The organism is Winogradskyella sp. A2, assembly GCF_046762865.1.
Taxonomy (GTDB): Bacteria; Bacteroidota; Bacteroidia; order Flavobacteriales; family Flavobacteriaceae; genus Winogradskyella.
The window spans coordinates 84,350-109,706 of the sequence record NZ_JBKQXM010000008.1 but is presented as its reverse complement, the minus strand read 5'-3'; the positions used below and the strand labels follow the sequence as shown (position 1 = coordinate 109,706).

35 protein-coding genes are annotated in these 25,357 nt (G+C 35.0%); all 35 read left to right on the top strand.

The genetic code is table 11. The annotated features are described in order from the left end of the window. Complete coding sequence (gene fusA, locus ACFWV9_RS14745) at positions 1 to 2,130, top strand: elongation factor G (RefSeq protein WP_411895996.1); 2,130 nt, start codon at positions 1 to 3, stop codon at positions 2,128 to 2,130. An 11-nt stretch (positions 2,131 to 2,141) separates the two neighbouring features. Continuing rightward, on the top strand, positions 2,142 to 2,447 hold the full coding sequence (gene rpsJ / locus ACFWV9_RS14740; protein ID WP_007650482.1) for a 30S ribosomal protein S10: 306 nt from the start codon (positions 2,142 to 2,144) through the stop codon (positions 2,445 to 2,447). A gap of 126 nt (positions 2,448 to 2,573) precedes the next feature. Then, positions 2,574 to 3,191, top strand: coding sequence for a 50S ribosomal protein L3 (gene rplC / locus ACFWV9_RS14735; RefSeq protein ID WP_411895995.1), 618 nt, complete (start codon positions 2,574 to 2,576; stop codon positions 3,189 to 3,191). After that, positions 3,191 to 3,820 (top strand): 50S ribosomal protein L4, encoded by a 630-nt coding sequence (rplD, locus tag ACFWV9_RS14730; protein WP_411895994.1) that lies wholly within the window; start codon positions 3,191 to 3,193, stop codon positions 3,818 to 3,820. The genes rplC and rplD overlap by 1 nt, the downstream gene beginning before the upstream one ends. 7 nt (positions 3,821 to 3,827) lie before the next feature. Further along, complete coding sequence (rplW, locus tag ACFWV9_RS14725) at positions 3,828 to 4,118, top strand: 50S ribosomal protein L23 (RefSeq protein WP_411895993.1); 291 nt, start codon at positions 3,828 to 3,830, stop codon at positions 4,116 to 4,118. Between the two features lie 10 nt (positions 4,119 to 4,128). Further along, positions 4,129 to 4,956 carry a 50S ribosomal protein L2 gene (rplB, locus tag ACFWV9_RS14720; protein WP_411895992.1) on the top strand — a complete coding sequence of 276 codons (828 nt, stop codon included), beginning with the start codon at positions 4,129 to 4,131 and terminating at the stop codon, positions 4,954 to 4,956. A gap of 11 nt (positions 4,957 to 4,967) precedes the next feature. Then, entirely contained in the window at positions 4,968 to 5,246 is a 279-nt protein-coding gene (rpsS, locus tag ACFWV9_RS14715; protein ID WP_111685493.1) for a 30S ribosomal protein S19, read from the top strand. Between the two features lie 5 nt (positions 5,247 to 5,251). After that, positions 5,252 to 5,659, top strand: coding sequence for a 50S ribosomal protein L22 (gene rplV, locus ACFWV9_RS14710; protein ID WP_114300008.1), 408 nt, complete (start codon positions 5,252 to 5,254; stop codon positions 5,657 to 5,659). A gap of 9 nt (positions 5,660 to 5,668) precedes the next feature. Continuing rightward, on the top strand, positions 5,669 to 6,379 hold the full coding sequence (gene rpsC, locus ACFWV9_RS14705) for a 30S ribosomal protein S3 (RefSeq protein ID WP_114300010.1): 711 nt from the start codon (positions 5,669 to 5,671) through the stop codon (positions 6,377 to 6,379). A 20-nt stretch (positions 6,380 to 6,399) separates the two neighbouring features. Then, entirely contained in the window at positions 6,400 to 6,819 is a 420-nt protein-coding gene (gene rplP, locus ACFWV9_RS14700) for a 50S ribosomal protein L16 (protein WP_411895991.1), read from the top strand. Between the two features lie 12 nt (positions 6,820 to 6,831). Then, positions 6,832 to 7,023: a 50S ribosomal protein L29 gene (rpmC, locus tag ACFWV9_RS14695; RefSeq protein ID WP_224478996.1), complete on the top strand. Its 192-nt coding sequence runs from the start codon at positions 6,832 to 6,834 to the stop codon at positions 7,021 to 7,023. A 17-nt stretch (positions 7,024 to 7,040) separates the two neighbouring features. Further along, positions 7,041 to 7,298 carry a 30S ribosomal protein S17 gene (rpsQ, locus tag ACFWV9_RS14690; RefSeq protein ID WP_114300015.1) on the top strand — a complete coding sequence of 86 codons (258 nt, stop codon included), beginning with the start codon at positions 7,041 to 7,043 and terminating at the stop codon, positions 7,296 to 7,298. A gap of 2 nt (positions 7,299 to 7,300) precedes the next feature. Further along, positions 7,301 to 7,669: a 50S ribosomal protein L14 gene (gene rplN / locus ACFWV9_RS14685; protein ID WP_411895990.1), complete on the top strand. Its 369-nt coding sequence runs from the start codon at positions 7,301 to 7,303 to the stop codon at positions 7,667 to 7,669. A gap of 13 nt (positions 7,670 to 7,682) precedes the next feature. Then, positions 7,683 to 7,994, top strand: a complete 312-nt coding sequence (gene rplX / locus ACFWV9_RS14680; protein ID WP_411895989.1) for a 50S ribosomal protein L24 — start codon at positions 7,683 to 7,685, stop codon at positions 7,992 to 7,994. A gap of 2 nt (positions 7,995 to 7,996) precedes the next feature. Then, positions 7,997 to 8,548: a 50S ribosomal protein L5 gene (gene rplE, locus ACFWV9_RS14675; RefSeq protein ID WP_411895988.1), complete on the top strand. Its 552-nt coding sequence runs from the start codon at positions 7,997 to 7,999 to the stop codon at positions 8,546 to 8,548. A 2-nt stretch (positions 8,549 to 8,550) separates the two neighbouring features. After that, positions 8,551 to 8,820 (top strand): 30S ribosomal protein S14, encoded by a 270-nt coding sequence (gene rpsN, locus ACFWV9_RS14670; protein WP_411895987.1) that lies wholly within the window; start codon positions 8,551 to 8,553, stop codon positions 8,818 to 8,820. A 103-nt stretch (positions 8,821 to 8,923) separates the two neighbouring features. Further along, a complete protein-coding gene (gene rpsH, locus ACFWV9_RS14665) occupies positions 8,924 to 9,322 on the top strand; it encodes a 30S ribosomal protein S8 (RefSeq protein ID WP_411895986.1) in 399 nt (132 codons plus the stop codon). Positions 9,323 to 9,334: 12 nt separating this feature from the next. Beyond that, positions 9,335 to 9,877 carry a 50S ribosomal protein L6 gene (gene rplF, locus ACFWV9_RS14660; RefSeq protein WP_411895985.1) on the top strand — a complete coding sequence of 181 codons (543 nt, stop codon included), beginning with the start codon at positions 9,335 to 9,337 and terminating at the stop codon, positions 9,875 to 9,877. Between the two features lie 10 nt (positions 9,878 to 9,887). Beyond that, a complete protein-coding gene (rplR, locus tag ACFWV9_RS14655; RefSeq protein ID WP_411895984.1) occupies positions 9,888 to 10,244 on the top strand; it encodes a 50S ribosomal protein L18 in 357 nt (118 codons plus the stop codon). Positions 10,245 to 10,250: 6 nt separating this feature from the next. After that, positions 10,251 to 10,775 carry a 30S ribosomal protein S5 gene (gene rpsE / locus ACFWV9_RS14650; protein WP_411895983.1) on the top strand — a complete coding sequence of 175 codons (525 nt, stop codon included), beginning with the start codon at positions 10,251 to 10,253 and terminating at the stop codon, positions 10,773 to 10,775. 13 nt (positions 10,776 to 10,788) lie between these two features. Then, the gene (gene rpmD, locus ACFWV9_RS14645; RefSeq protein ID WP_114300031.1) at positions 10,789 to 10,968 is read left to right on the top strand and encodes a 50S ribosomal protein L30; all 180 of its coding nucleotides are present in this window, start codon (positions 10,789 to 10,791) and stop codon (positions 10,966 to 10,968) included. A gap of 16 nt (positions 10,969 to 10,984) precedes the next feature. Continuing rightward, on the top strand, positions 10,985 to 11,437 hold the full coding sequence (rplO, locus tag ACFWV9_RS14640; protein WP_411895982.1) for a 50S ribosomal protein L15: 453 nt from the start codon (positions 10,985 to 10,987) through the stop codon (positions 11,435 to 11,437). 10 nt (positions 11,438 to 11,447) lie between these two features. Then, the gene (gene secY / locus ACFWV9_RS14635; RefSeq protein ID WP_411895981.1) at positions 11,448 to 12,809 is read left to right on the top strand and encodes a preprotein translocase subunit SecY; all 1,362 of its coding nucleotides are present in this window, start codon (positions 11,448 to 11,450) and stop codon (positions 12,807 to 12,809) included. A gap of 9 nt (positions 12,810 to 12,818) precedes the next feature. Continuing rightward, positions 12,819 to 13,034 (top strand): translation initiation factor IF-1, encoded by a 216-nt coding sequence (infA, locus tag ACFWV9_RS14630; RefSeq protein ID WP_007094967.1) that lies wholly within the window; start codon positions 12,819 to 12,821, stop codon positions 13,032 to 13,034. A 26-nt stretch (positions 13,035 to 13,060) separates the two neighbouring features. After that, positions 13,061 to 13,177 carry a type B 50S ribosomal protein L36 gene (ykgO, locus tag ACFWV9_RS14625; protein ID WP_008269159.1) on the top strand — a complete coding sequence of 39 codons (117 nt, stop codon included), beginning with the start codon at positions 13,061 to 13,063 and terminating at the stop codon, positions 13,175 to 13,177. A 2-nt stretch (positions 13,178 to 13,179) separates the two neighbouring features. Continuing rightward, positions 13,180 to 13,554, top strand: coding sequence for a 30S ribosomal protein S13 (rpsM, locus tag ACFWV9_RS14620; RefSeq protein WP_411895980.1), 375 nt, complete (start codon positions 13,180 to 13,182; stop codon positions 13,552 to 13,554). A gap of 107 nt (positions 13,555 to 13,661) precedes the next feature. Continuing rightward, complete coding sequence (rpsK, locus tag ACFWV9_RS14615; protein ID WP_411895979.1) at positions 13,662 to 14,045, top strand: 30S ribosomal protein S11; 384 nt, start codon at positions 13,662 to 13,664, stop codon at positions 14,043 to 14,045. A 133-nt stretch (positions 14,046 to 14,178) separates the two neighbouring features. Beyond that, positions 14,179 to 14,784 (top strand): 30S ribosomal protein S4, encoded by a 606-nt coding sequence (gene rpsD, locus ACFWV9_RS14610; protein ID WP_411895978.1) that lies wholly within the window; start codon positions 14,179 to 14,181, stop codon positions 14,782 to 14,784. Between the two features lie 96 nt (positions 14,785 to 14,880). Next, positions 14,881 to 15,873: a DNA-directed RNA polymerase subunit alpha gene (locus ACFWV9_RS14605; protein WP_411895977.1), complete on the top strand. Its 993-nt coding sequence runs from the start codon at positions 14,881 to 14,883 to the stop codon at positions 15,871 to 15,873. A 66-nt stretch (positions 15,874 to 15,939) separates the two neighbouring features. After that, positions 15,940 to 16,413, top strand: coding sequence for a 50S ribosomal protein L17 (rplQ, locus tag ACFWV9_RS14600; RefSeq protein WP_411895976.1), 474 nt, complete (start codon positions 15,940 to 15,942; stop codon positions 16,411 to 16,413). 104 nt (positions 16,414 to 16,517) lie between these two features. Beyond that, the gene (gene carA, locus ACFWV9_RS14595) at positions 16,518 to 17,621 is read left to right on the top strand and encodes a glutamine-hydrolyzing carbamoyl-phosphate synthase small subunit (protein ID WP_411895975.1); all 1,104 of its coding nucleotides are present in this window, start codon (positions 16,518 to 16,520) and stop codon (positions 17,619 to 17,621) included. 152 nt (positions 17,622 to 17,773) lie between these two features. Further along, a complete protein-coding gene (gene eno, locus ACFWV9_RS14590; RefSeq protein ID WP_411895974.1) occupies positions 17,774 to 19,066 on the top strand; it encodes a phosphopyruvate hydratase in 1,293 nt (430 codons plus the stop codon). Positions 19,067 to 19,288: 222 nt separating this feature from the next. Further along, a complete protein-coding gene (locus ACFWV9_RS14585; protein ID WP_411895973.1) occupies positions 19,289 to 22,909 on the top strand; it encodes a reprolysin-like metallopeptidase in 3,621 nt (1,206 codons plus the stop codon). 159 nt (positions 22,910 to 23,068) lie between these two features. Then, positions 23,069 to 24,355 (top strand): citrate synthase, encoded by a 1,287-nt coding sequence (locus tag ACFWV9_RS14580; RefSeq protein ID WP_411895972.1) that lies wholly within the window; start codon positions 23,069 to 23,071, stop codon positions 24,353 to 24,355. A gap of 61 nt (positions 24,356 to 24,416) precedes the next feature. Further along, positions 24,417 to 25,331 carry a dimethylarginine dimethylaminohydrolase family protein gene (locus tag ACFWV9_RS14575; RefSeq protein WP_411895971.1) on the top strand — a complete coding sequence of 305 codons (915 nt, stop codon included), beginning with the start codon at positions 24,417 to 24,419 and terminating at the stop codon, positions 25,329 to 25,331. Positions 25,332 to 25,357 lie beyond the last annotated feature (26 nt).

The window sequence follows — 25,357 nt, the reverse complement described above, 5'->3', positions numbered from 1 at the left end:
ATGGCACAGAGAGATTTAAAATATACAAGAAATATAGGTATTGCCGCTCATATTGATGCTGGTAAAACTACTACTACAGAACGTATTCTTTATTATACAGGTGTATCTCACAAAATTGGAGAGGTGCACGATGGTGCGGCTACTATGGACTGGATGGAGCAAGAACAAGAAAGAGGTATTACAATTACTTCTGCTGCGACAACCTGTACATGGAATTTCCCATTAGAAAATGGTGAGCCAACTAACGAAACTAAAGGATACCATTTTAATATCATCGATACTCCTGGTCACGTTGACTTTACTGTTGAAGTAAATCGTTCGTTACGTGTATTAGATGGTTTAGTATTCCTATTTAGTGCAGTTGATGGTGTTGAGCCACAATCTGAAACTAACTGGAGATTAGCAGACAATTATAAAGTACCACGTATTGGTTTCGTAAATAAAATGGACCGTCAAGGATCTAATTTTATGGGAGTATGCCAACAGGTTAAGGACATGTTAGGGTCTAATGCTGTACCAATTGTAATGAACATTGGTGACGAAATCGATTTTAAAGGTATTGTTGATTTAGTGAAGAACCGTGCAATTGTTTGGCATGATGAAACACAAGGGTCAACTTTTGATGTTATTGATATACCAGAAGAACTTAAAGAAGAAGCTGCTGAATTGAGAGCAAAGCTTATTGAAGAAGTTGCAAGTTATGATGAAAATCTTCTTGAGAAATTCATGGAGGATGAGGATTCTATTACTGAAGAAGAGGTGCATGCTGCACTTAGAGCTGCTGTAATGGATATGTCAATCATTCCTATGATTTGTGGATCAGCCTTTAAAAATAAAGGTGTACAGTTCTTATTAGATGCTGTATGTCGTTACTTACCTTCTCCAGTTGATAAGGAAGGTATTGTTGGGATGAATCCAGATACGGAAAAAGAAGAATTGCGTAAGCCAAGTGTTAACGAGCCGTTTGCGGCTTTAGCATTTAAGATTGCTACAGATCCTTTTGTAGGTCGTTTGGCATTCTTTAGAGCGTACTCTGGTCGTTTAGATGCAGGTTCTTATATCTTAAATAACCGTTCAGGTAAAAAGGAACGTATTTCTCGTATTTACCAAATGCATTCTAATAAGCAAAATGCTATTAGTTATATTGAAGCAGGGGATATTGGGGCAGCAGTAGGATTTAAAGATATTAAGACTGGTGATACCATGTCTGATGAAAAGCATCCTATCGTTCTAGAATCTATGGACTTCCCTGATCCAGTAATTGGTATTGCTGTTGAGCCTAAAACTAAGGCAGATGTGGATAAATTAGGTATGGCTTTATCAAAATTAGCTGAAGAAGATCCAACATTTACGGTAAGAACTGATGAAGCTTCAGGTCAGACAATCATATCTGGTATGGGTGAGCTTCACTTAGATATTATTGTTGATCGTTTAAAACGTGAATTCAAAGTTGAGGTTAATCAAGGACAACCTCAAGTTGAGTATAAAGAAGCAATCACACAAGCTGCCAATCATAGAGAGGTTTATAAGAAACAATCCGGTGGTCGCGGTAAATTTGCTGATATCGTATTTACTATTGAGCCAGCTGATGAAGGTGTAACTGGACTTCAGTTTGAATCTACAATTAAAGGTGGTAACGTTCCTAAAGAATTTATCCCTTCTATTGAAAAAGGATTTAAAATGGCGATGGTAAATGGGCCATTAGCAGGTTACGAAGTTGATTCTATGAAAGTCACATTGAAAGATGGATCTTATCATGATGTCGATTCAGACCAATTATCTTTCGAATTAGCTGCAAAGTTAGGATTCAAAAATTCTGCAAAAGCTGCTAAAGCCGTAATTATGGAGCCAATAATGAAATTGGAAGTAATTACACCAGAAGAAAATATGGGTGATATCGTTGGTGATTTAAATAGAAGAAGAGGTCAAGTAAGTGATATGGGAGATAGAGCTGGTGCAAAAACTGTAAAAGCTACTGTTCCATTATCTGAAATGTTTGGTTATGTTACAACATTAAGAACATTATCTTCAGGTAGAGCAACATCAACAATGGAATTTTCTCACTATGCTGAAACACCTTCAAATATTTCTGAAGAAGTTATTAAAGCAGCTAAAGGAGTTGAATCGTAAATCTTAAGAAAATGAGTCAAAAAATCAGAATAAAATTAAAGTCTTACGATCACAACTTAGTAGATAAGTCTGCTGATAAGATTGTAAAAACAGTAAAAAGTACAGGTGCAGTAGTAACGGGTCCAATTCCTTTACCAACACACAAGAAAATTTTCACTGTATTACGTTCACCACATGTAAATAAGAAGTCTAGAGAACAGTTTCAACTTAGTTCTTACAAAAGATTATTAGATATCTATTCTTCGTCTTCTAAAACTATTGATGCTTTAATGAAGCTTGAATTACCAAGTGGAGTTGAAGTTGAGATTAAGGTGTAAGTAAGATTAACATGTCCCACCGATGCGGTCGAGGGAAAAACGGTAAAAAATACAATTCAAGGCTGAAACGTATTTTCGGCCTTAAGTTTTAAATAACAAATATTAAACAATAAATAAATAATAAATATGTCTGGGTTAATTGGAAAAAAAGTCGGTATGACCAGCATTTTCGATGAAAATGGAAAGAATATTCCATGTACAGTAATCGAAGCAGGTCCATGTATCGTTACCCAAGTCAGAACTGAAGATGTTGATGGCTATAATGCACTTCAACTAGGTTTCGATGACGCGACAGAAAAAAACGCTACAAAAGCGACCATTGGTCATGCTAAGAAAGCGGGTACTTCTGTAAAACGCAAAGTCGTAGAATTCAAAGGTTTTGATGAGGAGTACAAATTAGGTGATGCTGTAACAGTAGAGCATTTCATTGAAGGAGAGTTTGTTGATGTATCAGGTACATCAAAAGGTAAAGGATTCCAAGGTGTAGTTAAACGTCATGGTTTTGGTGGTGTTGGTCAAGCAACTCACGGTCAACATAATCGTTTAAGAGCTCCTGGTTCTATTGGAGCTGCTTCATATCCTGCAAGAGTTTTCAAAGGAATGAAGATGGCAGGTAGAATGGGTGGTGAAACAGTTAAAGTTCAAAATTTAAGAGTATACAAGGTTGTTCCAGAAAAGAATTTGCTTGTAGTTAAAGGATGTGTTCCAGGACACAAAAACTCTTATGTAATTATTGAGAAGTAATGAAAGTAGCAGTTTTAGATATAAACGGAAAAGACACTGGTAGAAAAGCTGAGCTTTCTAAGGAAGTGTTCGCTATTGAGCCTAATAACCATGCTGTTTATTTAGATGTTAAGCAATACTTAGCAAACCAAAGACAGGGTACACACAAGGCAAAAGAAAGAGCAGAAATTACAGGTAGTACACGTAAGATAAAGAAACAAAAAGGTACAGGTACAGCGAGAGCAGGTAGTATCAAGTCTGGTGTATTTAAAGGTGGTGGTCGTATGTTTGGACCAAGACCAAGAAACTACGGCTTTAAACTTAACAAAAATGTTAAGCGTTTAGCACGTAAATCTGCATTGAGCATTAAGGCAAATGATAAGTCAATTGTTGTATTAGAAGATTTTAATTTTGATGCGCCAAAGACTAAAAACTTTGTTGATGTTTTAAAAGCACTAGAAATAGAGAACAAAAAGTCTCTGTTTGTGTTGGGTGACACAAATAATAATGTATATTTGTCGTCGCGCAATTTGAAAGGCTCTGAAGTTGTAACCTCTTCAGAATTAAGCACTTATAAAATAATGAATGCTAATAAAGTAATTCTTTTAGAAGGTGCATTAGAAGGAATAAAATCGAATTTAAGTAAATAGAGCAACGATGAGTATCTTAATAAAACCTATCATCACTGAAAAAGCGACAGCACAAAGCGAATTGCTAAATGCTTTTGCATTTGAAGTGAATCCAAAGGCGAACAAGGTAGAAATCAAGAAAGCAGTTGAAGCTGCTTATGGAGTTTCTGTTGAAAAAGTTCGTACAATAAATGTCCGTCCAGAAAGAAGAACACGTTTTACAAAAACGGGTATTCAACATGGTAAAACAAATGCTGTTAAAAAAGCAATTGTACAACTGGCGGAAGGTGAGACAATAGATTTATACGCTAACATGTAATTAGACACAAATGTCAGTTAGAAAATTAAAACCGATCACATCAGCCCAGCGTTTTAGAGTAGTTAATGGATTTGACGCCATTACTACTGATAAGCCGGAGAAAAGCTTGCTTGCTCCGAAAAAAAGGTCTGGTGGTAGAAACAGTCAAGGAAAAATGACCATGCGTTACAAAGGTGGTGGTCACAAGAAGAAGTATCGTATTATTGATTTTAAACGAAACAAAACTGGTATTCCAGCGGAGGTAAAATCAATTGAGTATGATCCAAACAGAACAGCATTTATTGCATTACTAAACTATCAAGATGGTGAGAAACGTTATGTTATCGCTCAAAATGGTTTACAAGTAGGGCAAAAGATAGTTTCTGGAAAAAATGGTATAGCTCCTGAAATAGGAAATGCAACGCCATTAAGTGAAATTCCATTAGGTACAATAGTTTCTTGTATTGAGTTACATCCTGGTCAAGGTGCTGTAATGGCTCGTAGTGCAGGTGCATTTGCTCAATTAATGGCAAGAGACGGAAAGTTTGCCACAATTAAATTACCATCTGGTGAAACTAGAATGGTATTAGCAACTTGTATGGCAACTATAGGAGTTGTATCTAACTCAGATCATCAATTAATTGTATCGGGTAAAGCTGGTAGAAGCAGATGGTTAGGAAGACGTCCACGTACTAGACCAGTAGTTATGAACCCAGTAGACCATCCAATGGGTGGTGGTGAAGGTAAATCTTCAGGTGGTCATCCAAGATCTAGAAACGGAATACCTGCTAAGGGTTACAGAACGCGTTCTAAGACGAAAGCGAGTAATAAATATATTGTAGAACGTAGAAAGAAATAAGATAAGATAGTATGGCACGTTCATTAAAAAAAGGACCTTATATCCATTATAAATTAGAAAAGAAAGTTGCAGAAAATGTAGCTTCTAACAAAAAGACAGTAATCAAGACTTGGTCAAGAGCTTCAATGATTTCTCCAGATTTCGTTGGCCAGACAATCGCTGTACACAACGGTCGTCAATTTGTACCAGTTTATATTACTGAGAATATGGTAGGTCATAAATTAGGAGAATTTTCACCAACAAGATCTTTTAGAGGTCATGCAGGTGCAAAAAATAAAGGTAAAAAATAAGAATCATGGGAAGTCGTAAAAAACAAATGGCTGAAGCTATAAAAGCGGAGAAGAAGCAAGTTGCTTTTGCAAAGCTAAATAACTGTCCTACATCTCCAAGAAAGATGCGCTTAGTTGCGGATTTAGTAAGGGGTCAAAAGGCAGAGAAAGCTCTTCAGATTCTTAGATTTAGCCAAAAGGAAGCATCTCGTAGATTAGAAAAACTTGTTATGTCTGCAATTGCAAACTGGCAAGCAAAGAACGAAGATGCAGATGTTGAGGAAGCCGATTTGTTTATTAAAGAAATCAGAGTAGATGGTGGGACAATGTTAAAAAGATTGCGCCCAGCACCTCAAGGTAGAGCACACAGAATTAGAAAAAGATCAAATCACGTTACAGTGGTTATTGATTCATTAAACAAAACACAAAGCTAAGATAAAGATATGGGACAAAAAACAAATCCAATCGGAAATCGCTTAGGAATTATCAGAGGATGGGAATCTAACTGGTACGGAGGAAACGATTATGGTGATAAACTTGCCGAAGACGATAAGATTAGAAAATACGTTCATGCTCGTTTATCTAAAGCTAGTGTGAGTAGAGTAATTATTGAGCGTACGCTTAAACTTGTAACCGTTACTATCACTACTGCTAGACCTGGTATTATTATCGGTAAAGGTGGTCAAGAGGTAGATAAGTTAAAAGAAGAGCTTAAAAAAATTACGGGTAAAGAGGTTCAATTGAACATCTTTGAAATTAAAAGACCTGAACTAGATGCACATTTAGTAGCAGCAAGTGTTGCACGTCAGATAGAAAGCCGAATTTCTTACAGACGCGCGATAAAAATGGCAATCGCTGCAGCTATGCGTATGAATGCTGAAGGAATTAAAATTCAGATTAGTGGTCGTTTAAACGGTGCTGAAATGGCACGTTCTGAGCACTATAAAGAAGGAAGAATTCCACTATCTACATTTAGAGCAGACATTGATTATGCTCTTGTTGAAGCACATACTACTTATGGTAGATTAGGTGTTAAGGTGTGGATTATGAAAGGTGAGGTATATGGAAAAAGAGAACTTTCTCCATTAGTTGGTCTTTCTAAGCAAAAAGGAAAAGGTGGACGAGGTGGAAAAAACCAACGTCGTAGAAAGTAATTTTTTAAAGAAAAGAAAAAATGTTACAGCCTAAAAGGACAAAATTTCGTAAGCAGCAAAAAGGTCGTATGAAGGGTAATTCCGGTAGAGGTCATTTATTAACAAATGGTACTTTCGGTATTAAATCATTAGACTCTAAATTTATAACTGCTCGTCAAATAGAAGCGGCTCGTATTGCTGCAACGCGTTACATGAAGAGGGAAGGATCAATTTGGATTAAAATATTTCCAGACAAGCCTATCACTAAAAAGCCTCTTGAAGTACGTATGGGTAAAGGTAAAGGTGCCGTAGAATATTGGGCAGCTGTCGTAAAACCAGGACGTGTATTATTTGAAGTAAGTGGTGTGCCAAAAGAAGTAGCTCAAGAAGCTTTACGTTTAGCAGCCCAAAAACTTCCGGTAAAAACTAAGTTTATCATAGCTAGAGATTACGAAGCTTAATAAAAAAATATTATGAAGCAATCAGAAATTAAACAGCTTTCAGTAGCTGAGTTACAAGAAAAACTTGGTGAGACTAAAAAGAGTTATGCAGACCTAAAAATGGCTCATGCGATTTCTCCTTTAGAAAATCCAATTCAGTTACGTAACGTTAGACGTACAGTAGCTAGATTGGCGACTGAATTAACTAATAGAGAAGGACAATAATTGTATTCTGCTGAAAGATGGAAAAAAGAAATTTAAGAAAAGAACGTATAGGAGTAGTTACTAGTAACAAAATGGAGAAATCTATTGTTGTGGCTGAAGTAAAAAAAGTAAAACACCCTATGTATGGAAAGTTCGTGTTAAAGACAAAGAAGTATGTCGCACACGATGAAACAAACGACTGCAACGAAGGTGATACTGTAAAGATCATGGAAACAAGACCTTTAAGTAAATCTAAGTGTTGGAGATTGGTAGAAATAATTGAAAGAGCGAAGTAATTATGGTACAACAAGAATCAAGATTAAAAGTAGCTGATAACACTGGTGCAAAGGAAGTTTTAACTATCCGTGTATTAGGTGGAACAAAGAAGCGATATGCTTCAGTAGGAGATAAGATAGTAGTATCTGTTAAAGATGCGACTCCTAATGGAAGTATTAAAAAAGGAGCTGTTTCTACAGCTGTTGTTGTACGTACAGCTAAAGAAGTAAGACGTCCAGATGGATCTTATATTAGATTTGACGACAACGCATGTGTATTATTAGGACCTCAAGGGGAAATGAGAGGTACTCGTGTTTTTGGTCCCGTTGCTAGAGAACTTCGTGATAAACAATTCATGAAAATTGTATCATTAGCACCAGAAGTGCTTTAATTGATAAATAAAGATGACAAAGCTTAGAATAAAATCAGGAGATACAGTACAAGTCATTGCTGGTGACCATAAAGGGTCTGAAGGTAAAGTACTTAAGGTATTTAAAGATAAGAACAAAGCCATAGTAGAGGGTATAAACATGGTTAAGAAACATACTAAACCAAGTGCACAAAACCCTCAAGGTGGAATTGTAGAGAAAGAAGCATCTATCCATATGTCTAATTTGTCTTTACTAACAGGTAAAGGTGAAACTACTAGAGTAGGTATTAGAATGGATGGAGATAAAAAAGTAAGATTTTCCAAAAAATCTAATGAAGTAATTTAGTTATGGCTTACGTTGCAAGATTAAAAAAAGAGTATCAGGAAAAAGTAATTCCAGCTCTTACAGAAGAATTTGGATATAATAATGTAATGCAAGTTCCTAAACTTGAAAAGATAGTATTATCTAAAGGTGTAGGTGCTGCAGTTGCAGATAAGAAGTTAATTGATCATGCTGTTGATGAGTTAGCTAAAATTACAGGACAAAAAGCTGTTTCAACACTGTCTAAAAAAGACGTTGCATCTTTTAAGTTACGTAAAGGCATGCCAATTGGCGCTAAGGTAACTTTAAGAGGCGAGCGTATGTATGAGTTTTTAGATCGTCTAGTTACTTCAGCTTTACCACGAGTTAGGGATTTCAATGGTATCAAAGCTACAGGTTTTGATGGTAGAGGAAACTATAACTTAGGTGTAACAGAACAGATTATATTCCCAGAAATTGACATTGATAAAATCAATAAAATTTCAGGTATGGATATCACATTTGTGACTTCTGCTGAAACTGACAAAGAAGCAAAGTCATTATTATCAGAACTAGGATTACCATTTAAAAAGAATTAAATATGGCTAAAGAATCAATGAAAGCTCGTGAGGTGAAGCGTGCAAAGATGGTTGCTAAATATGCTGAGAAAAGAAAAGCTTTAAAAGAAGCTGGAGATTACGACGCATTACAAAAGTTACCAAAAAATGCATCACCGATACGTATGCACAACCGTTGTAAACTTACAGGAAGACCAAAAGGATATATGAGACAATTTGGTATCTCTCGTGTAATGTTTAGAGAAATGGCTAACAAAGGGTTAATTCCTGGTGTGAAGAAAGCAAGTTGGTAACATTGAGGAAGCGAGTAAGCTTCTGTACAATTATCAATATAATTATTGTATAATCGGGATTTAGGTTCGAATAATCGAAAACCGTTTTCCAAAATTAAAAACTATGTACACAGATCCAATAGCGGATTATTTAACGCGAGTTAGAAATGCTGTGAAAGCTAACCACAGAGTTGTGGAGATTCCAGCATCTAACTTAAAAAAGGAGATAACTAAAATATTGTTCGATCAGGGCTTTATTTTGAGTTACAAATTTGATGACTCTTCAGTTCAAGGCATAATAAAAATTGCTTTGAAATACAACAAAGACACAAAGGAGTCTGTCATCAAAGAAATTCAAAGAATCAGTAAACCAGGTTTGCGTAAATATGCAGGTGCTAACGAAATGCCAAGAATCTTAAATGGTTTAGGTGTTGCAATTGTTTCTACTTCTCATGGAGTTATGACAGGTAAACAAGCGCAAAGAGAAAATGTTGGTGGCGAGGTATTATGTTACGTATACTAAAAACAGGAAATTATGTCAAGAATAGGTAATAATCCAATAACAGTTCCTGAAGGCGTTACAGTTGAGATAAAAGACAACTTAATAACTGCAAAAGGTAAATTAGGTGAATTAACTCAAGAGTATTCAGATATTGAAATAAAAATAGAAGACGGTACAATTACATTGTCACGTTCTTCTGACAAAAAAGAACACAGAGCAAAACACGGTCTATACAGAGCGTTAATTGCTAATATGATAGAAGGTGTCTCTAAAGGCTGGACAAAAGAACTAGAATTAGTAGGTGTAGGTTACAGGGCATCAAATCAAGGACAGAAATTAGATTTAGCTATTGGTTTCTCTCACAATATAGTATTAAGTATTGCTCCAGAGGTAAAAGTTGAGACTATATCAGAAAAGGGTAAAAACCCGATAGTTAAATTAACATCGTATGACAAGCAATTGGTTGGTCAAGTAGCGGCTAAAATCCGTAGCTTCCGTAAGCCAGAGCCTTACAAAGGAAAAGGAATTAAGTTTGTTGGTGAAGAAATTAGAAGAAAAGCAGGTAAATCAGCTTAATAATTAAGTTATGGCATTGACAAAGAACGAAAGAAGAATAAGAATTAAAAACAGAATCCGCAAGGTTGTATCTGGTACTGAAACTAGACCAAGATTATCTGTTTTTAGAAGTAATAAAGAGATTTATGCTCAAGTCGTGAATGATGTAACTGGTGAAACAATTGCTGCTGCATCTTCAAGAGATAAAGACTTAGCAAAGTCTAAAGGAAACAAAACAGAGGTTGCTGCATTAGTTGGTAAGGCTGTTGCTGAAAAAGCTTTAAAAGCTGGTGTTGAAACTATTTCTTTTGATAGAGGTGGTTATTTATATCATGGTAGAGTAAAATCATTAGCAGAAGGCGCTAGAGAAGCAGGACTTAAATTTTAAGACATTATGTATCAAAAATATAAAAACGCAGAGCTTGTTAAACCAGGCGGATTAGAATTAAAAGATCGCTTAGTAGGTGTACAACGTGTAACTAAGGTAACTAAAGGTGGTAGAGCATTTGGTTTTTCTGCTATAGTAGTAGTAGGGGACGAAGAAGGTGTTGTTGGTCATGGATTAGGTAAATCTAAAGATGTTGCAACGGCAATTGCTAAAGCAGTTGAAGATGCAAAGAAAAATCTTGTTAGAATACCTATAGTAAAAGGAACGTTACCACACGAGCAAAAAGGTAAATATGGTGGTGCTAGAGTAAATATTATTCCTGCTGCACCTGGTACGGGAGTTATCGCTGGTGGTGCTGTAAGATTAGTGCTTGAAGCAGTTGGTGTACATGATGTATTATCAAAATCTCAAGGATCGTCAAATCCTCATAACGTAGTAAAGGCAACTTTTGATGCTTTATTGCAACTGAGAGATGCGAAAGCTGTAGCCAGAGAACGTGGTGTATCACTTGAAAAAGTTTTTAACGGATAATCTAAAGGATAAGATGGCAAAGATTAAAGTAACTAAAGTAAAAAGTGCAATCAATCGTACTAAGAGACAAAAGCTAACATTAGAAGCTTTAGGATTAAAAAAGATTGGTCAGGTTGTAGAGCACGATGCCACACCAAATATCCTTGGTATGGTTAAGAAAGTTGAACATTTAGTTTCTGTAGAGGAAGCTTAAAAATATAAACTTAACAATGGATTTAAGTAATTTAAAACCTGCAGAAGGTTCAGTAAAAAGTCAAGGAAAGCGTGTTGGACGTGGTCAAGGATCAGGTAAAGGTGGCACTGCGACAAGAGGACACAAGGGTGCTAAGTCGCGTTCTGGTTATTCTAAGAAATTAGGATTTGAAGGTGGACAGATGCCATTACAGAGACGTGTTCCTAAATATGGATTCAAAAATATTAATCGTGTTGAATATCAAGGTGTAAACATTGATACATTACAACAATTGGTTGATGAAAAGAAAATAAAAGAAACAGTTGATTTTGATACTCTTGTTTCATTAGGTTTAGCTGGTAAGAATGAACTAGTTAAAATCTTAGGAAGAGGAGAGTTAAAATCTAAGTTAACTGTTACTGCTCATAAATTTACTGCTACGGCAAAGGCTGCTATTGAGGCTGCTGGTGGTGAAGCTGTAACTTTATAAGACGTTAAGGATGAAGATAATAGAGACATTAAAAAACGTTTGGAAAATCACTGAGCTTAAGGATAGAATAATTCTAACTTTAGGTTTATTATTAGTGTACCGTTTTGGTGCACAGGTAGTATTACCAGGTATTAATATTGATGCTTTAGGTGGTTTACAAGCTGGAATGGATGGTGGAATATTAGGATTATTAAATGCTTTTACAGGAGGTGCTTTTGCAAATGCCTCTGTATTTGCACTTGGTATTATGCCTTATATCTCTGCATCTATTGTTGTTCAGTTAATGGGTATTGCGATTCCTTATTTGCAGAAGTTACAAAAAGAAGGAGCTAGTGGTCAAAAGAAAATTACGCAAATTACACGTTGGTTAACAATAGGAATTTGTTTGGTGCAAGCACCTGGTTATTTAGCTAGTGTACCTGCATTATCCGGTGCGCCTTCAATGAGTACTTTATTGGTGCCAGGATTTAATGAGAGTATTTTCTATTTCTCATCTGTAATAATATTAGTTACTGGTTGTGTATTTGCAATGTGGTTAGGTGAGAAAATTACAGATAAGGGAATAGGTAATGGTATTTCATTATTAATTATGGTTGGTATTATCGCAACTTTACCTCAGTCATTTATGCAAAACTCACTTTCAAGAACTGAAGGTAATGGTGGCTTTATGATGATACTTATAGAATTAGTAATTTGGTTCTTAATCATATTAGCTTCAGTGTTCTTAGTAATGGCAGTACGTAAAATTGCTGTACAATATGCAAGAAGAACAGCTTCTGGTGGTTACGAAAAAAATGTATTTGGATCTAGACAGTTTTTACCTTTAAAGCTTAATGCTTCTGGTGTAATGCCTATCATTTTTGCACAAGCAATTATGTTTGTACCAAGTTTAATCGGTGGTTCTTCTTTATTAAAGGAGACTACTACAGGACAATGGATGCAAACTAACTTTTCAGATATTTTTGGTTTTTGGTACAATCTTGTATTCGCATTATTAATTATTGTATTTACATATTTTTATACTGCAATTACGGTACCTACAAATAAAATGGCTGACGATTTGAAGCGCAGTGGAGGATTCATACCAGGTATTAGACCAGGTTCTGAAACATCTGAGTATTTGGATAAGATTATGTCGCAAATAACATTACCAGGATCTATATTTTTGGCTTTAATAGCTGTGTTCCCAGCATTTATAGTTAAGCTTATGGGGGTTCAACAAGGTTGGGCATTGTTCTTTGGTGGTACATCACTATTAATTATGGTTGGTGTTGCTATTGATACAATGCAACAGATTAATTCTTATTTATTAAATAAGCATTATGATGGCTTAATGAAGACTGGTAAAAACAGAAAAGCGGTTGCACAATAAAATAATATTATGGCAAAGCAAGCAGCAATAGAACAAGACGGGACAATTATAGAAGCATTATCTAATGCTATGTTTCGTGTAGAATTAGAAAATGGTCACATTGTGACTGCCCATATTTCTGGTAAAATGCGTATGCATTACATTAAATTATTACCAGGTGATAAGGTAAAATTAGAAATGAGTCCTTACGATTTAACTAAGGCTCGTATAACTTATAGATACTAAAAATTAGTATTTAAAAACTAATACAGATGAAAGTAAGAGCATCAGTAAAGAAAAGAAGCGCAGACTGTAAATTAGTACGACGCAAAGGAAGACTTTACGTAATTAACAAAAAGAATCCAAGATTCAAACAAAGACAAGGGTAATTATGGCAAGAATTGCAGGTGTAGACATACCAAAACAAAAAAGAGGAGTTATCTCTTTAACTTATATCTATGGAATAGGTAGAAGTAGAGCTAAAGAAATTTTAGCAGTTGCTAAAGTTGATGAAAGCACTAAGGTTCAAGATTGGACTGATGATGAAATAGGAGCTATCCGTGAAGCGGTAGGATCCTTTAAAATCGAAGGTGAATTGAGATCTGAAACACAATTGAACATTAAGAGGTTAATGGATATTGGATGTTACAGAGGTATTCGTCATAGAGCTGGTCTTCCTTTAAGAGGTCAACGTACTAAGAACAACTCTCGTACTAGAAAAGGTAGAAGAAAGACAGTTGCTAATAAGAAAAAAGTAACTAAGTAATAATTAAAGACATTAGTCATTAGTAATTAGAAGTTAGATGAATCTGTCTGAAATGTAAAAGTTTAGGATTCTAACAACTAAAAGCTAACAACTAGAAACTAAAAAACATGGCAAAGTCAAGTACAAAAAAACGTAAAGTAATCGTTGATGCAATTGGAGAGGCACATATAACAGCTTCTTTTAATAACATCATAGTTTCTTTAACAAACAAAAAAGGTGACGTAATTTCTTGGTCATCTGCTGGTAAAATGGGCTTTAGAGGTTCTAAAAAGAATACTCCATACGCTGCTCAGTTGGCAGCAGAAGATGCAGTAGCTGTTGCTAAAGAAGCTGGTTTAAAGAAAGTAAAAGTTTATGTAAAAGGTCCTGGTAACGGTAGAGAATCTGCTATCAGATCAATTCATAATTCAGGTATTGAAGTATCAGAAATTATTGATGTAACTCCATTACCACATAATGGTTGTCGTCCACCAAAAAGACGTAGAGTATAAGTTGTGCTTATTGCACATTTAATGTGTAATTTTGCAGACTGAAAAAATAAACAAGTATAACAGGGAGATTAACGATTGTAAGAGGATAAGTTTAAGACCTTAATTTTATAATCACTCTCAAATTAAATTTAAAATGGCAAGATATACTGGTCCTAAAACTAAAATAGCTCGAAAATTTGGTCAAGCTATATTCGGAGATGATAAAGCCTTCGATAAAAGAAACTACCCTCCAGGTCAACACGGCCCAAACAAAAGAAGAGGTAAAAAGTCTGAGTATGCTATCCAATTAATGGAGAAGCAAAAAGCAAAATATACTTATGGTATATTAGAAAAGCAGTTCAGAAACATGTTTAAAAGAGCTACTGCCGCACCTGGAATTACTGGTGAGGTTTTACTTCAATTATGTGAATCTCGTTTAGATAACGTTGTTTACAGAATGGGTGTCGCTCCAACAAGAAGTGGTGCTAGACAGTTAGTTTCACATAGACACATTACAGTTAATGGCGAAAAGGTAAATGTTCCTTCTTACCAATTAAAAGCAGGTGATGTTGTAAGTGTTAGAGAAAAGTCTAAATCATTAGAAGCAATCCAAAACTCATTAGCAAATTCTAGTAGTGTTTATGAATGGATTACTTGGAATACTGATACAATGGAAGGAACATATGTTTCTGTGCCAGCTAGAATTCAAATACCAGAGCAGATCAACGAACAATTCATCGTTGAACTTTACTCTAAATAATAAAACTAATCATATTGGTATTTAGCCAAAGGGTTTATTAGTCTTCTTCAAACTGGTATTCCGCGCAACTAAATAACAATTAAAACGAAGACAAAAATGGCAATATTAAATTTTCAGAAACCCGACAAAGTAATCATGATTGATTCTACTGATTTCGAAGGTAAATTCGAATTCAGACCACTAGAACCAGGATATGGATTAACAGTAGGAAATGCACTAAGAAGAGTTTTATTATCTTCTTTAGAAGGATTCGCAATTACATCAGTTAGAATAGAAGGTGTAGATCATGAGTTTTCTACAATTTCTGGTGTTGTTGAGGATGTAACTGAAATGATTTTGAACTTAAAGCAAGTTAACTTTAAGCGTCAAATTGATGAAATTGATAATGAAGCTGTTACGATTTCAATTTCTGGACAAGAGCAAATCACTGCTGGTGATTTCCAAAAGTTCATTTCTGGGTTCCAAGTACTAAATACTGATTTAGTGATTTGTAACTTAGACCCTAAAGTGAATATCAATATGGAACTTACTATCGAGAAAGGTAGAGGTTATGTTCCAGCTGAAGAAAACAAAAAAGCATCTGCACCTGTAGGTACTATTTTTACAGATTCAATCTACACACCAATTAAAAATGTTAAGTATAGCATTGAAAATTTCCGTGTGGAGCAGAAAACGGATTACGAGAAATTAGTTTTCGAAATCATTACTGATGGTTCAATTCATCCAAAAGATGCATTAACAGAAGCAGCTAAAATATTAATTCACCACTTCATGTTATTCTCAGATGAGCGTATCACATTAGAAGCTGATGAAATTGCACAAACAGAGACTTATGATGAAGAGTCACTTCACATGAGACAATTATTGAAAACTAAATTAGTTGACATGGACCTTTCTGTACGTGCATTGAATTGTTTAAAAGCAGCAGAAGTTGATACTTTAGGAGATTTGGTATCATTCAATAAAAATGATTTAATGAAATTCAGAAACTTTGGTAAGAAGTCTTTAACTGAACTAGAAGAATTAGTTAACGTTAAGGGTCTTAATTTCGGAATGGATTTAAGTAAATATAAATTAGATAAAGATTAATTATAACTCCTTTATATTTTGCTCCTTAAAAAAGTTGAAGCAAGATAAAGGTTTAAAACAAGAGTCATGAGACACGGAAAAAAATTCAATCATTTAGGTAGAAAAACTGCGCATAGAAAAGCAATGTTGGCAAATATGGCATGTTCATTAATTGAGCATAAGCGTATTAACACAACTACAGCCAAGGCTAAAGCTTTAAAGCAGTTTATTGAGCCAATGATCACAAAATCTAAAACAGATACAACTCACAACAGACGTGTTGTTTTTTCTAAATTAAGACAGAAAGATGCTGTAGCAGAATTGTTTAGAGAAGTTGCTGCAAAGATAGGTGATCGTCCTGGTGGATATACACGTATCATCAAATTAGGTAACAGACTAGGTGATAACGCTGATATGGCTATGATTGAATTAGTAGATTATAACGAGCTATATAATGCTGGTAAGTCTGCTAAGAAAACAACGCGTAGAAGCAGAAGAGGTGGTAAGAAGGCAACAACGGTTCCACCAGTTGATACTAATGCTTCAAACGAAGAAGAATAAATGTTAATAAGCATTAATAAATATCAAGGGTAAACTTTTTAAGTTTATCCTTTTTTTTTGGATTTTTGCGAAACCTATAATATTAAACTTTTCAATAGAGAAAAATGAAATATAAACAAAGAAAGAAAGCCCTGATTTTACTAGCAGACGGTACAATTTTTTATGGTAAATCAATAGGTAAAGAGGGTTCTGCATTTGGCGAAGTGTGTTTTAATACGGGTACCACAGGATATCAAGAGATTTTTACAGATCCTTCATATTATGGTCAATTGATGGTAACAACAAATGCTCATATTGGTAATTATGGTACGAAGTCTGATGAAGTAGAATCTGATAATATTAAAATTGCTGGTTTAATTTGTAAAAATTTCAGTTTTGAATATTCACGTCCAGGAGCTGATTTATCACTTGAAGAATTCTTCGAAAAATACAATACACTGGCAATTGCAGATGTAGATACAAGAGCTTTGGTTAGTTATATAAGAGATCATGGAGCTATGAACGCCGTGATTACTACTGAAGTTGATAATATTGAAGCCTTAAAGAAACAATTGGCAGAAGTACCATCTATGGTAGGATTGGAATTGGCTTCTAAAGTATCCACTAAAGAACCTTATTATTTTGGAAATGAAAATGCAACTTATAAAATTGCAGCCTTAGATATTGGCATAAAAAAGAACATATTAAGAAATTTAGCCAATAGAGATGCTTATGTAAAGGTGTTCCCGTACAATTCAAAATTTGAAGATTTAGAAGCTTTCAATCCAGACGGTTATTTTTTGTCAAATGGTCCGGGTGATCCAGAACCTTTAGTTGAAGCTCAAGAAGTAGCCAGGGAAATCATTAAAAGGGACAGACCATTATTTGGAATTTGTCTAGGACATCAAGTAATTGCATTAGCCAATGGTATATCGTCTTACAAAATGCATAATGGCCACAGAGGGATTAATCATCCTGTAAAAAATCTAATTACAGGCAAAGGAGAAATTACTTCTCAAAATCATGGGTTTGCTATTAATAGAGCAGAGACAGAGGCTAATCCTAATGTAGAAATCACGCATTTACATTTAAATGATGATACAGTTGCCGGAATTAAAATAAAGGGTAAAAATTGTTTCTCAGTGCAATATCATCCTGAAGCAAGTCCAGGTCCTAACGATTCCGTTTATCTATTCGATCAGTTTATAGAGAATATAAAGAAGGCTTAAATAAGAAAAAACGCAATAAATCAGATGATTATTTGCGTTTTTTTTGATACGAAAACATTATAGTAAATATTAATCGCAAATATGATTTTTGTTCTGTTTTACGCATTAGATTTTCGTAATTTTGAACAAATCAATATTAAAAAAACAAAATAATGAGCATTATAATTAATGTACACGCAAGACAAATTTTAGATTCTAGAGGAAATCCTACGGTTGAGGTTGATGTTGTAACAGAGAGTGGCATAATGGGAAGAGCAGCTGTTCCCTCTGGTGCATCTACTGGTGAGCATGAAGCAGTTGAATTGAGAGATGGTGGTGACACGTATATGGGTAAAGGTGTTTTAAAAGCTGTTGAGAATGTAAATTCTGTGATTGCTCAAGAATTATTAGGGATATCTGTATTTGAACAAAATATGATCGATCAATTGATGATTGAGATTGACGGTACACCAAATAAAGGAAGACTAGGAGCTAACGCAATTTTAGGTGTTTCTTTAGCAGTTGCAAAAGCAGCAGCAAACGAATTGGGTATGCCATTGTATAGATATGTTGGTGGTGTTTCTGCAAACACATTACCATTACCAATGATGAATATCATAAATGGTGGTTCACACAGTGATGCACCAATAGCTTTTCAAGAATTTATGGTTATGCCAGTGAAAGCAAAAAATTTCACACATGCTATGCAAATGGGTACAGAGATTTTCCACAACCTTAAGAAAGTTTTACACGATAGAGGATTAAGTACTGCTGTTGGTGATGAAGGTGGTTTTGCGCCTAATTTGGCAGGTGGTACAGAGGATGCATTAGATACTATTAAAAAGGCTGTTGAAAAGGCTGGCTATAAGTTTGGTGATGAAGTAATGATAGCTCTAGACTGTGCAGCTGCCGAGTTTTATAAAGATGGTAAATATGATTATACCCTTTTTGAAGGAGATAAAGGTGTTGTAAGAACAAGTGCTGAGCAGGCTGAGTATTTAGCAGAATTAGCATCTAAATATCCTATTATTTCTATTGAAGACGGAATGGATGAAAATGATTGGGATGGCTGGAAAGATTTAACAGAAAGAATTGGTGACAGCGTTCAATTAGTTGGTGATGATTTATTTGTAACTAATGTTGAACGATTATCTAGAGGTATAGAAAACGGAATTGCTAATTCAATACTTATTAAAGTAAACCAGATTGGTTCTTTAACTGAGACAATTTCTGCAGTGAATATGGCAAAGAATGCTGGTTATACATGTGTCATGTCTCACAGATCAGGAGAGACAGAAGATAATACTATTGCAGATCTAGCTGTTGCCTTAAATACGGGGCAGATTAAAACTGGTTCAGCTTCTAGAAGTGATCGTATGGCAAAATACAATCAATTACTTCGTATAGAGGAAGAATTAGGTGATGTTGCTTATTTCCCACAAGAAAAGGCCTTTAAGGTGAACTAATTTCAATAATATATATTAGAAAAGGCGACATATACATGTCGCCTTTTTTGTTTAAAATTCTTACAAAATATAGCTAAAATATGTATATTAACGATAAAAAATAACACTTTATCGTTAAAAACTCACTTTTTTCCTTGGTTTTAAGTTTTATAATCCTAACTTTACGCAGCTTAAAATTATTAGTTAAGTTGCCCTTATCTAATTAAACATAAACAACCTACTATGAAACGTACACTACTCACGTTGGTATCATTTGTTATGATATTGCCAGTTATTGCCCAAAATCAGAAGAATGTTTGGGTCAAAAAACAAGAATCAGAACTTTTTCAGAAAACCCAGAATTTGGAGCGGGTTATTATTCCTAATTCTTATAAAGTCTTTTCTTTGAATTTAAATCAATTATCATCTAGTATTGATAATGCACCAAAGAGAATTTCAAGTAGTTTATCGGGGAGTAATACAATTATTCAATTTCCAAATCCTGATGGAACTTTAGAGGATTATAGAGTTCAGAAAACAGAGGTTATGCACCCAGATCTTGCCTCGAGATATCCTAATATTTCGACTTATTTTGGACAGAGTATAAGTAATCCATTACACAAAATATATTTTACGATTACCTCTCAAGGTTTTAGAGGTGTGATTACCGGTGAAAAAACAGTTTATATAGATCCTTATGCTAAAGATGATAGATCAAACTATATTGTTTATAATAGAAAAGATTACACCAGAAGTGCAAACGATAATTGGAGATGTTATGCGGATGAGGTTGAAGATACGGTTGATGAAAGTTTTGATATTGGCCTAATTGATAGAAATATCCAAGATGGTAAACTGAGACGCTATGATCTTGCCATAGCATGTACAAGCGAATATACTGCTTATCATGATGACGGTAATATTGGTAATGGTAATGCAAAAGCTGATGCCTTAGCAGCAATGGTTATAACTGTTGCTCGTGTAAATTCTGTTTATGAACGTGACTTCGCAGTGACATTTCAATTAGTGGCAAATAATGACTTATTAATTTATGAAAATGGGCTTTCGGTTGGAGGTGACCCAGAACCATATGATAATTATAGTGGTAGCCAAATGCTCGGTGTTAATACATCGAATATATCTGGATTAATTGGGACAGGAGGCTATGATATAGGTCATGTATTTAGTACTGGTGGTGGTGGAATTGCAGGGACAAGTCCTTGTGCAACATCATCTAAGGGTAGAGGTGTTACTGGAATTGTAACACCAGAATTTGATCCATTTGATATTGATTATGTTTCTCATGAGATTGGTCACCAATATGGTGCAGGTCATACTTATTATAATGCGTGTTTCGGATCTAAAGTTAGTGATGATTACGAACCTGGAAGTGCGTCAACAATAATGGGTTATGCAGGTATTTGTGCTCCTAATGTACAAGATAATAGTGATGGTTATTTCCATGCAAGGAGTATAGTACAGATGTCTTCATCAATTTTGGCAGATGCATGTGAAACAGAAATTACAATTGCAAATACGCAGCCAACAGCGGATGCAGGTTCAAATTATACTATTCCAATATCAACACCATTTATTTTAGATGCGAGTGGTTCATCAGATCCAGATAGTGGTGATGTATTAACCTACAACTGGGAGCAATACGATAACGATGGTACTTATGCACAACCACCATTATCTACAAACGCTGGAGGCCCAGTGTTTAGAACCAACTTTCCTGTAAGTGATCCAACTAGAACTTTTCCGAACTTAGAAGCAGTTATTAATAATGAAACACCTACATGGGAGGTTCTTCCTAGTGTTGGACGTCAGTTAGATTTTAGATTAACCGTTAGAGATAACTCTACTTTAGGAGGTCAAACAGATCAAGATGATACTATAATAACAGTTTCCGGTTCTGCCGGACCATTTTTAGTGTCTTCGCCAAATATAGGAAGTGAAGTATGGTATGCAGGTGAAACTAAAACTGTAACATGGAATGTAAATAATACAGCGTCTTTATCCGCAAATGTCAATATTTTATTGTCAACTGATGGTGGTTATACTTATCCGGTAACTTTGGCATCAAATACAACTAATGACGGTTCTCATGACATTACAGTACCTGACAATGTCGGCACTACTAATAGAATAAAAATTGAAGCATCTAGTAATATCTTTTTTGATTTATCTAATGCAGATTTTGAAATAAAAGCAGGGACTTTTGAGATAACAGCTAATCAGCCAACTGTATCTATTTGTCAACCAACTGATGCTGTTTTCAATTTAGATTATGCTCCTGCTCCAGGATTTACCGAAAATGTAGTTCTGTCAGCCATTGGTTTGCCTGGTGGTGGAATAGCAACATTTTCTCCGACGTCTATAAGTTCTAATGGAGCTTTCACAATGACAATTTCTAATACAGGTGGTGTTGTTCCTGGTAATTATCCTATTACAGTTCAAGGCGAAGGACAAACAACATTTGTTACAGAGACTTTTGATATTCTGTTAAATGTTTTCGATAATAATATTGGAGAGGTTTCACTGTCTACGCCTTTAAATGGCGCACAGAATCAATCTTCTGATCTATTGTTGTCTTGGAATGCACTTAGTAGTGCATCACAATATGACGTAGAGGTTTCTGATAGTCCTGATTTTTCATCAATTGTTGAATCAACTACTGTTATTAATGAGACGGAATATCAAACAACCAATTTATTAGCAGGAACTATTTACTATTGGAGAGTTAAACCAGAGAATACTTGTTTAGCAGGTGACTTTGGGGAGATATATGTATTCCAAACCGCAAATGATGTTTGTAATACCTATGACAATGAGTATTTTGAAAACGGTGATAATACATGGGAAACAGGTTCTAACAATGCGGTAAGTGCTAGGGTTGATGTACCAGACGATATTGTTGTTAGTGATGTGACCTTTTTTATGGACGCTACCCATAGTGATGTTGGTGACATTAAGATGCAATTTAGTTCTCCAACAGGAATATTTGCAGAAGTTTATAATAGAGACTGTGCTAACGGTAACAACTTTAATGTAACGTTTACTGATACAGGTTCATCATTATCTTGTTCTGGTACTCCGAGGGTAAGTGGTAATGTGTTACCAAGCCAGGCTTTTGCCAGATTTGATGGTTCTAATGGTCAAGGTACCTGGGTATTATTGGCAACAGACAGAACATCCAATTCAGCAGGTGGTACATTCAACCAGTTTAGTGTTACTATTTGTGGTGAATTGCAAATAGTTAATGACGTAACAATTGTAAATAAAACAGATATCACTTTGGATGAAGGCAATTCTACGGTTATAAATTTATCTGAACTCGAAGTGGCGCAACCTGGAGCAACAAATAATGATCTTACTTATATAATAACTCAAGCACCTTCAAATGGTACACTTTTATTAAATGCTGTACCAATTGCAATTGGCAATACGTTCACTCAAACGGATATTCAAAATGGATCATTTTCTTACTCGCATGGTGGTGCTAATACAGATCCTGATAGTTTCAAGTTTTCAGTTGAAGGTAATGCAAGTGCTATACTTGGAAATCAAGAATTCAATTTTAATATTGTTCCAGTTTTGGGTACCGACCAATTTGATAATAGTAATATTATGATTTATCCAAATCCGAATAAGGGAGACTTCAATATAGTATTAAACAGAGATTTTCAAGATGTCAATATACAACTATATGATATTCAAGGTAGAGAAATATATAATAAGAGATATGGTGTTAATTCTAATGTAATAAAGATGAATAGTTTTAACCTTTCTAATGGTGTTTACTTAATTAGAATTAATGCTGATGGATTAATACTAGATAAAAAACTTGTTATAAAGAAATAGAATAGTTTTTGAGTTTATTAAGGCTGAAATCTAATTACAGGTTTCAGCTTTTTTTTGTAATCTAAAATCTGTTAAAACGATTATAATTCCACTAGCGAAATCGTTTGATATTTTGTAATTTTACACTCCTTTTAGAAATAACATTCAATAATAAAAAAAATGTCAGATAAAGCTACACTAGAAATTGATGGTAAGAAGTATGAATTCCCTATAGTGAGAGGAACAGAAAATGAGGTTGCTATCAATGTAAAAACTCTAAGGAATGCCACGGGAGGTCTAATTACACTAGATCCTGGTTATAAGAATACTGGTAGCTGTGAAAGTGGAATTACATTTTTAGATGGTGAAAAAGGCATTTTAAGATACAGAGGATATTCTATTGAGGAACTTGCTGAAAAAGCAGATTTTTTGGAAGTAGCCTACTTGCTAATTTTTGGAGAGCTACCAAACCAAGAACAACTTGATAAATTCCATTCAGATATCAAAGCAAAATCTTTGGTAGATGATGATATCAAAAAAATACTAGATGCATTTCCAAAGTCTGCTCATCCAATGGGAGTATTATCTTCATTGACGAGTGCATTAACAGCTTTTTATCCATCACCAGTAGATGTTAGTTCAGAACAAGCAATGTATGATTCTATCGTTAGGATTTTAGGAAAATTCCCAATTCTTGTTGCTTGGACTATGAGAAAGAAACATGGTCTACCTTTAGAATACGGTGATGACAAACTAGGGTATGTAGAAAATATTCTTAAAATGATGTTTAAAAACCCAAATAGTGATTATGAACAAAATCCTATTTTGGTAAATGCATTGGATAAGCTCTTAATTTTACATGCTGACCATGAGCAGAATTGTTCTACATCAACTGTTAGAATCACAGGTTCTTCTCATGCCGGTTTATTTGTATCTCTTGCATCTGGAATATCTGCATTATGGGGACCGCTACATGGTGGTGCTAACCAGGCAGTATTGGAAATGCTTGAAGCAATAAAAGAAGATGGTGGCGATACTAAGAAGTATATGGCTAAGGCTAAAGATAAAAATGATCCGTTCCGTTTAATGGGCTTCGGTCATAGAGTTTATAAAAATTTCGATCCACGAGCACGTATAATTAAGAAGGCAGCAGATGAGGTTTTAGGGGATTTAGGTGTAGAAGATCCTATTTTAGATATTGCTAAAGGACTCGAGCAAGAGGCCTTAAAAGATCCTTATTTTGTAGATAGAAAGTTGTATCCTAATGTTGACTTTTATTCGGGTATAATATATCGAGCTATGGGAATACCTGTTGAAATGTTCACCGTAATGTTTGCACTTGGTCGTTTGCCAGGTTGGATTGCACAATGGAGAGAAATGAGACTGCGCAAAGAGCCTATTGGTAGACCAAGACAATTATATACTGGTGCAACTTATAGAGAATTTAAAAGTATAGATCAACGCTAATTAAATTATTTAGCAACGGAAGCTTCATACCTCATATGAAGCTTTTTTTTATTTTTGACGCATGTTAAAACTGAATATTCAAAACGAAACATCACGACTAAGAGCTGTTGTTTTAGGTACTGCCGAAAAAAGTGGTCCAATTCCAACACCTGATCAAGCCTACGATCCAAAATCCTTAGAGCATATATTGGCTGGAACATACCCTAAAGAAGAGGATATGGTTAAAGAGATGGATGCCGTTAGCACGGTCTTTGAAAAGTACGACATCAAGGTATATCGTCCTGAGGTGATCGAAAATGTCAACCAGATCTTTGCGCGTGATATCGCTTTGGTTATTGATAATAAGATCATTGACTGCAACATCTTACCAGATCGACAGGAGGAGATTGAGGCCATTCGTTATGTGCTCGACCAGATAGACCGTAGAAACATAATAACCCTGCCTCATGAAGCGCATATAGAAGGTGGCGACGTAATACTCCATAACGACTATATTTTTGTGGGTGTTTATACTAAACCGGATTATAAGGACTTGATAACAGCTCGAACCAATAGTCTCGCCGTAAAGATGCTCAGAGACCATTTTCCGAATAAAACAGTGAAATCTTTTGAGTTACGTAAGAGCAATACAGACCCAAGAAACAATGCCTTACATTTAGATTGCTGTTTCCAACCCGTTGGTAATGGCAAGGCAATTCTTCACAAGAACGGCTTTTTTATAGAAGAGGAATACCAGTGGCTGGTTAACTTCTTTGGTAAGGAAAATGTTTTTGAAATTACCAAGGACGAGATGTACAATATGAAAAGCAACATATTTTCTATTGCTCCAGATGTAGTGATCTCCGAAATTAATTTTGACCGCTTGAACACCTGGTTTGATAAACAAGGTATTACTGTAGAAAAAGTACCTTATGCCGAAGTTGGTAAACAAGGTGGTTTACTACGCTGTTCCACAATGCCTTTAATAAGGGATTAATTATCTATCCTTGTTTTATTAAATAC

What these genes read in the sequence shown, in the direction of transcription:
- fusA (WP_411895996.1), top strand. Translation starts at nt 1, where the DNA reads ATGGCACAGAGAGATTTAAAATATACAAGAAATATAGGTATTGCCGCT.
- rpsJ (WP_007650482.1), top strand. Translation starts at nt 2,142, where the DNA reads ATGAGTCAAAAAATCAGAATAAAATTAAAGTCTTACGATCACAACTTA.
- rplC (WP_411895995.1), top strand. Translation starts at nt 2,574, where the DNA reads ATGTCTGGGTTAATTGGAAAAAAAGTCGGTATGACCAGCATTTTCGAT.
- rplD (WP_411895994.1), top strand. Translation starts at nt 3,191, where the DNA reads ATGAAAGTAGCAGTTTTAGATATAAACGGAAAAGACACTGGTAGAAAA.
- rplW (WP_411895993.1), top strand. Translation starts at nt 3,828, where the DNA reads ATGAGTATCTTAATAAAACCTATCATCACTGAAAAAGCGACAGCACAA.
- rplB (WP_411895992.1), top strand. Translation starts at nt 4,129, where the DNA reads ATGTCAGTTAGAAAATTAAAACCGATCACATCAGCCCAGCGTTTTAGA.
- rpsS (WP_111685493.1), top strand. Translation starts at nt 4,968, where the DNA reads ATGGCACGTTCATTAAAAAAAGGACCTTATATCCATTATAAATTAGAA.
- rplV (WP_114300008.1), top strand. Translation starts at nt 5,252, where the DNA reads ATGGGAAGTCGTAAAAAACAAATGGCTGAAGCTATAAAAGCGGAGAAG.
- rpsC (WP_114300010.1), top strand. Translation starts at nt 5,669, where the DNA reads ATGGGACAAAAAACAAATCCAATCGGAAATCGCTTAGGAATTATCAGA.
- rplP (WP_411895991.1), top strand. Translation starts at nt 6,400, where the DNA reads ATGTTACAGCCTAAAAGGACAAAATTTCGTAAGCAGCAAAAAGGTCGT.
- rpmC (WP_224478996.1), top strand. Translation starts at nt 6,832, where the DNA reads ATGAAGCAATCAGAAATTAAACAGCTTTCAGTAGCTGAGTTACAAGAA.
- rpsQ (WP_114300015.1), top strand. Translation starts at nt 7,041, where the DNA reads ATGGAAAAAAGAAATTTAAGAAAAGAACGTATAGGAGTAGTTACTAGT.
- rplN (WP_411895990.1), top strand. Translation starts at nt 7,301, where the DNA reads ATGGTACAACAAGAATCAAGATTAAAAGTAGCTGATAACACTGGTGCA.
- rplX (WP_411895989.1), top strand. Translation starts at nt 7,683, where the DNA reads ATGACAAAGCTTAGAATAAAATCAGGAGATACAGTACAAGTCATTGCT.
- rplE (WP_411895988.1), top strand. Translation starts at nt 7,997, where the DNA reads ATGGCTTACGTTGCAAGATTAAAAAAAGAGTATCAGGAAAAAGTAATT.
- rpsN (WP_411895987.1), top strand. Translation starts at nt 8,551, where the DNA reads ATGGCTAAAGAATCAATGAAAGCTCGTGAGGTGAAGCGTGCAAAGATG.
- rpsH (WP_411895986.1), top strand. Translation starts at nt 8,924, where the DNA reads ATGTACACAGATCCAATAGCGGATTATTTAACGCGAGTTAGAAATGCT.
- rplF (WP_411895985.1), top strand. Translation starts at nt 9,335, where the DNA reads ATGTCAAGAATAGGTAATAATCCAATAACAGTTCCTGAAGGCGTTACA.
- rplR (WP_411895984.1), top strand. Translation starts at nt 9,888, where the DNA reads ATGGCATTGACAAAGAACGAAAGAAGAATAAGAATTAAAAACAGAATC.
- rpsE (WP_411895983.1), top strand. Translation starts at nt 10,251, where the DNA reads ATGTATCAAAAATATAAAAACGCAGAGCTTGTTAAACCAGGCGGATTA.
- rpmD (WP_114300031.1), top strand. Translation starts at nt 10,789, where the DNA reads ATGGCAAAGATTAAAGTAACTAAAGTAAAAAGTGCAATCAATCGTACT.
- rplO (WP_411895982.1), top strand. Translation starts at nt 10,985, where the DNA reads ATGGATTTAAGTAATTTAAAACCTGCAGAAGGTTCAGTAAAAAGTCAA.
- secY (WP_411895981.1), top strand. Translation starts at nt 11,448, where the DNA reads ATGAAGATAATAGAGACATTAAAAAACGTTTGGAAAATCACTGAGCTT.
- infA (WP_007094967.1), top strand. Translation starts at nt 12,819, where the DNA reads ATGGCAAAGCAAGCAGCAATAGAACAAGACGGGACAATTATAGAAGCA.
- ykgO (WP_008269159.1), top strand. Translation starts at nt 13,061, where the DNA reads ATGAAAGTAAGAGCATCAGTAAAGAAAAGAAGCGCAGACTGTAAATTA.
- rpsM (WP_411895980.1), top strand. Translation starts at nt 13,180, where the DNA reads ATGGCAAGAATTGCAGGTGTAGACATACCAAAACAAAAAAGAGGAGTT.
- rpsK (WP_411895979.1), top strand. Translation starts at nt 13,662, where the DNA reads ATGGCAAAGTCAAGTACAAAAAAACGTAAAGTAATCGTTGATGCAATT.
- rpsD (WP_411895978.1), top strand. Translation starts at nt 14,179, where the DNA reads ATGGCAAGATATACTGGTCCTAAAACTAAAATAGCTCGAAAATTTGGT.
- ACFWV9_RS14605 (WP_411895977.1), top strand. Translation starts at nt 14,881, where the DNA reads ATGGCAATATTAAATTTTCAGAAACCCGACAAAGTAATCATGATTGAT.
- rplQ (WP_411895976.1), top strand. Translation starts at nt 15,940, where the DNA reads ATGAGACACGGAAAAAAATTCAATCATTTAGGTAGAAAAACTGCGCAT.
- carA (WP_411895975.1), top strand. Translation starts at nt 16,518, where the DNA reads ATGAAATATAAACAAAGAAAGAAAGCCCTGATTTTACTAGCAGACGGT.
- eno (WP_411895974.1), top strand. Translation starts at nt 17,774, where the DNA reads ATGAGCATTATAATTAATGTACACGCAAGACAAATTTTAGATTCTAGA.
- ACFWV9_RS14585 (WP_411895973.1), top strand. Translation starts at nt 19,289, where the DNA reads ATGAAACGTACACTACTCACGTTGGTATCATTTGTTATGATATTGCCA.
- ACFWV9_RS14580 (WP_411895972.1), top strand. Translation starts at nt 23,069, where the DNA reads ATGTCAGATAAAGCTACACTAGAAATTGATGGTAAGAAGTATGAATTC.
- ACFWV9_RS14575 (WP_411895971.1), top strand. Translation starts at nt 24,417, where the DNA reads ATGTTAAAACTGAATATTCAAAACGAAACATCACGACTAAGAGCTGTT.